The sequence below is a fragment of the Gilliamella sp. Pas-s25 genome, assembly GCF_009795885.1.
Classification (GTDB): domain Bacteria; phylum Pseudomonadota; class Gammaproteobacteria; order Enterobacterales; family Orbaceae; genus Gilliamella.
The window spans coordinates 1-5,477 of record NZ_WTEV01000050.1 but is presented as its reverse complement, the minus strand read 5'-3'; the positions used below and the strand labels follow the sequence as shown (position 1 = coordinate 5,477).

The 5,477-nt window shown below is 35.9% G+C and carries 7 protein-coding genes; all 7 read right to left on the bottom strand.

From position 1 onward, the window contains the following. Positions 1–134 precede the first annotated feature (134 nt). Positions 135–1,328, bottom strand: coding sequence for a TreTu family toxin (locus GQ593_RS13015; RefSeq protein WP_160432422.1), 1,194 nt, complete (start codon positions 1,326–1,328; stop codon positions 135–137). A 322-nt stretch (positions 1,329–1,650) separates the two neighbouring features. After that, entirely contained in the window at positions 1,651–2,316 is a 666-nt protein-coding gene (locus GQ593_RS13010; RefSeq protein ID WP_160432421.1) for a hypothetical protein, read from the bottom strand. Between the two features lie 11 nt (positions 2,317–2,327). Beyond that, positions 2,328–2,684, bottom strand: coding sequence for a hypothetical protein (locus tag GQ593_RS13005; RefSeq protein WP_160432420.1), 357 nt, complete (start codon positions 2,682–2,684; stop codon positions 2,328–2,330). A 232-nt stretch (positions 2,685–2,916) separates the two neighbouring features. Next, positions 2,917–3,315, bottom strand: a complete 399-nt coding sequence (locus GQ593_RS13000) for a hypothetical protein (RefSeq protein ID WP_160432419.1) — start codon at positions 3,313–3,315, stop codon at positions 2,917–2,919. Continuing rightward, a complete protein-coding gene (locus GQ593_RS12995; protein WP_160432418.1) occupies positions 3,312–4,208 on the bottom strand; it encodes an RHS repeat-associated core domain-containing protein in 897 nt (298 codons plus the stop codon). Before GQ593_RS12995 ends, GQ593_RS13000 begins: the two co-directional genes overlap by 4 nt. Before the next feature lie 218 nt (positions 4,209–4,426). Then, on the bottom strand, positions 4,427–4,792 hold the full coding sequence (locus GQ593_RS12990; protein WP_160432417.1) for a hypothetical protein: 366 nt from the start codon (positions 4,790–4,792) through the stop codon (positions 4,427–4,429). Between the two features lie 11 nt (positions 4,793–4,803). After that, on the bottom strand, positions 4,804–5,477 hold a 674-nt coding region (locus tag GQ593_RS12985), incomplete at its 5' end, for an RHS repeat-associated core domain-containing protein (protein WP_160432416.1).

The window sequence follows — 5,477 nt, the reverse complement described above, 5'->3', positions numbered from 1 at the left end:
TTATTTCCTTCTATGACCACTCGTTCCATAGAACCAAAATCTCCATTGGGATATGAACTATAAGTTAATTTATAATTTTTCAATCTAGGCGCTAATTCTTTTTTAAAATAATTTATATCCATATTTTATACCTTCTATTTTTTGTCGACTATTTGAATGTTATTTACATTTGGTGTCAGAGTTCCACCTTGTTTATTTAAAAGGTATTTTTGTGAAAGTTTTGCATCAGGGCCTAACAATTTATACCATCCTTCTTTGCCTCCTTGAATTAAACTATTAGTTGGAACATCAAATTCTACATAAACTGAACCATTTGCAGCTACGCCTTTAAAATCATTAGCTCCATTAATAGAGACAAATGTTTGTCCACCTCCACCTTGGACAACTTTTCCTGTACTTTGCATGTGTTCGAGCTCTTGGGGAGACATCCACCGTCCAACTCTTGTGACACTTACTCCGTTAATTACTTGCGTTTCACCTAATTTTAGAGAAGAACCAATATTATTGGCAGCGTTTATCCCTTCAAACCCACTATTTCCAACCTTAACCAACCCTAACGGATCAACCCAATTTATCGGATCACTACCGGCATATTGGTAACTATTTAGTCCGCCTAGTATACCGAGCGGATCTTGGGTAATATACCTGCCTGTAAATGGATCATAATAACGGTTTAGGTTGTAGTGTAACCCTGTCTCCTCATCATAATATTGCCCTTGAAACCTTAACGGGTTATCTGGCAGGGATTGGAAATCTTCCTTATGGTAGGTTTCGTTTATTATCTGCCCATAGGCATTATACTGGCATTCATAGAGGGTGTCACCCATGTTGCTGGTAAGGGCAATGGGGGTGCCGAGGTGGTCGTTTTGGTACCAGTAGAGTTTGATATTATCTTGCCGGGCATTGCCGTGCACAAGGGCTAATGGGCGGTAGGAGTCCGGCTCGTAAAGGTAGGTTTGCCAGTGTTTATCATTATCGGTTTCGGCAATAAGCCGGTTACCTTGCCACAGGAATTCGGTAGTTTTGCCATCCACGGTTTTGCTAGTACGGCGATTAAAGGCATCATAAATATAGGTGATTATGAGCCCCGTCGGCTTAATCACTTTGATTAACCGGTGCCGGCAGTCGTACTCATAGTGGGTGACTAGACTGTGGTCTTTTCCGCGCTTTTCGGCAATCAGATTACCAAAGCGGTCATACTCAAAATGTTTGTCACTAAAAAAGGTCAGGCGGTTGCCTTTGGCTATATTGGCGTGAAAAGGCGCGGGTGCCAGCGCTTGGGTTTCAGTGCTTTTATTGCCGGTTTGGTCATAGCCAAACAGTTCCACTTTTTCAGCGTGATGTTGCTCGGGGTTGGCATCAGGATAAGTGACAGTGTGTAGCTGACCGGCGTTATCATATCGGTAACGGCGTGGCTGATGACCGGTGATTTCGGCTAGTTGCCCGTCAGGGGTGTAGTGGTAGTGCTGTTGCCAGAGTGGGGATGGCGAGGCCTGTATGCTGATATCATAACCATGATAGCGTTGATAGGGGAGCGGGTTATACTGGTAGCGGTTAGGTACTCTCCCCCCTCATTTCCAGCTTGAAATAATAATTAGCTAAAAAGTTACTTTTATCAATTAACTTCATTGATTTTTTCTATCCATTAGTTTATTTGTAATTCTTAATAGCTTCCCTATAACCATCTTGAGTAGAAAAATATTTCATATAAAAATCAAAATCCCATATTGGTGATTCAATATTATTAAAAATACTAATATCTAGAGGTTTATTTTTCATTTTTACTTCTAATTCCTTATTATAATTTATTTTTTTTATACCATCATACCCACCAACCTGATCATCACATCCTATCATTAATGGAAGGATTTTATCTTCCTCCAATTCTAAAAAAACTTTACCTCTAAAAATTGCACTTCCATATATATTTGAATCTAAGTGTTCAGTATCATAACCACCAAAGTCAATATAACGATCTTTAACATTAAATTTTAAGCCTGATGAATGATAATAATCTTGTTTTTTATGGATAATTCGAAGGTCGTAACAGCATATATTTTCTATAGTTAGCAAAGCTTTCTGCGCTAATGTGATTAAATCATCATCAATATTGATGATGCTTTCTGGGTTGATTGATAATATCTGAGCTCGCCATATTTTATCATACATATTTACAGATACATTTTCTAAATACATTTGACATGTTGATGTTCTTTTTTCAATTTCAGGTAAAGATGAGTAACTATTTATTCCACTTAAACCATCAAAATCAATACAATATTGATAACTATCGGTTATATCTATTTTATATTTCATCGTATCACCTATCATTTTTTAAAAATATATTCATCTATAGTTTTACTTTTAATTGGTTCTCCACTTGATTGAGCATAACCAGCACTAGAAATTTGTCGTTTATTCACTAATTGCAAACCTTTCTCTTTAGCTATGATTTCTAAATTTTTCATGTATTTGTTGGTCTGATTTCCACGAATTATTATTGTACCTCCGTTATTTAAAACTCGAAGCACTTCATCATTCAAAGGATAATATCCAAACGGGTTATCCATAATAATTTTATTTTGCGAACCTGTTGCAATATTTGACAAATCATTAGCATTGCCGGGATAAACACCTTCCGCCATTGGATAATCGGGATAAGATATATTGTAAGCTCCCTCCATGGGCTTATTTCCTGTACCGATATTTAGTGTTCTCCTTGTTCTGAAAAAAGGATATTCGATTGTACAAGCTTGTCAGGTTATGGATATCATCAAAATGGTATTAAGTCATTGGTTGAATCAAGTTATTTCAAGTCAAATAGAGAACTAAATTAACGCAGTATCAATACAACTATCGTTAATCAAACTTGTATAAATTACTCGCATACTACATTAAAACTAGACGCTTATATCTTTACGATAAAATATCTATTCCATCATCTAAAATCTTAACGCTAACTTGTTTTAAGTTTCTATTATTAGTTAAAAACCAAATATCATCTCCATCAATTGATACAGCATTACAATCAAAAAGACTTGCATCAAATAAAATAGGGACATTCAATGCACAAGATAATTCTTGTGCGATATAATACCCATTAATAATATTATTTAAATTAGTTGGCCAATAAATAGATATTTCTGTTTTAAAACCCTGAGTAAATTCTATATACGATATATGTAAAACATTATCTTTGTTGGGAAAGTTGAATGAATCTATTTTTAATCCAATTATGAACTCTAACTTAGCAATAATTTCTTGTTCTGATTTTTGATCTCGTAAATAAAGATTGATAAAAGGTGAATAATTCATTTTCTATTCTTCATTAAATTTAAAAGTATTTTAATTCTTTCTACTTTCTCGGAACTAAGTTTTTTATTTTTTTCTAAATGACCTAGTGTAATTAATGCGTTATCCTTTCCTCTTTTTCTTGCTTGAACTAATATGTTATATTCTAGTGATGAAATATTTACAACTCCAGGTCCAGAAACTGGGTGGACAGAATTATTATGTATACCCCATACCCTGCCTGATGATGTTGTAAATAATTCACCATCTCTAATAGCAACTCCAGATTTAATTTCGGCAAGATCAGCTAACGCTTCAGTTCTTGTTCCTGTGAAAATAGAATTACCGGTGGCTTTGGGTATACTAACCCTATCTAGCAAGTGCCTATCTGAAAGCTCCAGATGTTCAAACCCATTATTTTCAACCTTAATCAACCCTAACGGATCCACCCAATTTATCGGATCACTACCGGCATATTGGTAACTATTTAGTCCGCCTAGTATACCGAGCGGATCTTGGGTGATATACCTGCCTGTAAACGGGTCGTAATAGCGATTTAAGTTATAATGTAATCCCGTCTCCTCATCATAATATTGCCCTTGGAACCTTAACGGATTCTCCGGCAGGGCTTGCAAATCGTCTTGATGGTAGGTTTCGTTTATTATCTGCCCATAGGCATTATACTGACATTCATAGAGGGTGTCACCCATGTTGCTGGTAAGGGCAATGGGGGTGCCGAGGTGGTCATTTTGGTACCAGTAGAGTTTGATATTATCTTGCCGGGCATTGCCGTGCACAAGAGCTAATGGACGATAAGAATCCGGCTCGTAAAGGTAGGTTTGCCAGTGTTTATCATTATCCGTTTCGGCAATAAGCCGGCTACCCTGCCAGATAAATTCAGTAGTTTTACCATCCACGGTTTTGCTAGTACGCCGATAAAAGGCATCATAGGTGTAGCTAAATCGTTCAACTTTATCATAATATTAACAACGTAATAGTAGATAGTTAGATGAATTTAGTTTTATTGTTAATCGACACAATAATGATTAAAATTTAGCAAAGCAAATTAATTATTGAACTTGCTTTGCAAGTTTAAAAGAGGATAATATCCTCCATTAACATACTAGGAGGTTGATTATTTCAGTTCTGATAAGACTCGATCTAAAAATCTCAAAAACTCAAATATATCAGAAAAGCGACCATTTTTACCTCTAACTGGAAGTTTTATTATTTGATTATTCTTGAGATAAATTAATATATTTTCCGATGATTTATCTCCCTCAATAGAGGTTTTTTTTATATCATTAAATAAAACATAAATATTGTTATGATTGGTTGTCCAACTAATACCATTTTCACATATAGTAATAGAGTCGTTTTCCGGTGAGTTATCATATATCCCGAAAACCTTTCCCAAACGAGTATTATTTTTTTTTTCCTTAACAATTTTGAACCTTACCATTGGAACCAGTATTCTTTTAACTCTTGCTTCTATATTCATTATATAATCTCTTATTTCAATTTAATAATAATAATGTCATGTGCTCCATGACTGGTTAACCCATACCTTTTTTGTAATACATCATATAGTTTTGGGTTCGCTATTGTCCCTTCAATTTTCAATGTAGTGGCGCCATTTGCTTTTGCTAAATCGATTAAATTATTAACAATTCTTAACGGGTTATTTATTTCACCTCTAATCATATCAACTCTGACTGTAGCTATTCCGTCATTAACCGAAAAGGTTCCATCCAATTCAGACAACGTTCCTTTCACTCCAAGATCACTCGGAGTTAATGGACGTGAAAAATCAGCGGATTTATCAAGTCCAGATTGGGCTGCATTTGAATTGGCCTCCTTTCTAGCAACCCCCTCAAACCCACTATTTCCAACCTTAACCAACCCTAACGGATCCACCCAATTTATCGGATCACTACCGGCATACTGATAACTATTTAAGCCACCTAGTATACCGAGCGGATCTTGGGTGATATACCTGCCTGTAAACGGGTCGTAATAGCGATTTAAGTTATAATGTAATCCCGTCTCCTCATCATAATATTGCCCTTGGAACCTTAACGGATTCTCCGGCAGGGCTTGCAAATCGTCTTGATGGTAGGTTTCGTTTATTATCTGCCCATAGGCATTATACTGACATTCATAGAGGGTGTCACCCATGTTGCTGG

Bases quoted from the DNA above. Each gene is read 5' to 3' on its own strand.
- GQ593_RS13000 (WP_160432419.1), bottom strand. From the start codon at position 3,315: ATGAATTATTCACCTTTTATCAATCTTTATTTACGAGATCAAAAATCA.
- GQ593_RS12990 (WP_160432417.1), bottom strand. From the start codon at position 4,792: ATGAATATAGAAGCAAGAGTTAAAAGAATACTGGTTCCAATGGTAAGG.
- GQ593_RS13010 (WP_160432421.1), bottom strand. From the start codon at position 2,316: ATGAAATATAAAATAGATATAACCGATAGTTATCAATATTGTATTGAT.
- GQ593_RS13005 (WP_160432420.1), bottom strand. From the start codon at position 2,684: ATGGAGGGAGCTTACAATATATCTTATCCCGATTATCCAATGGCGGAA.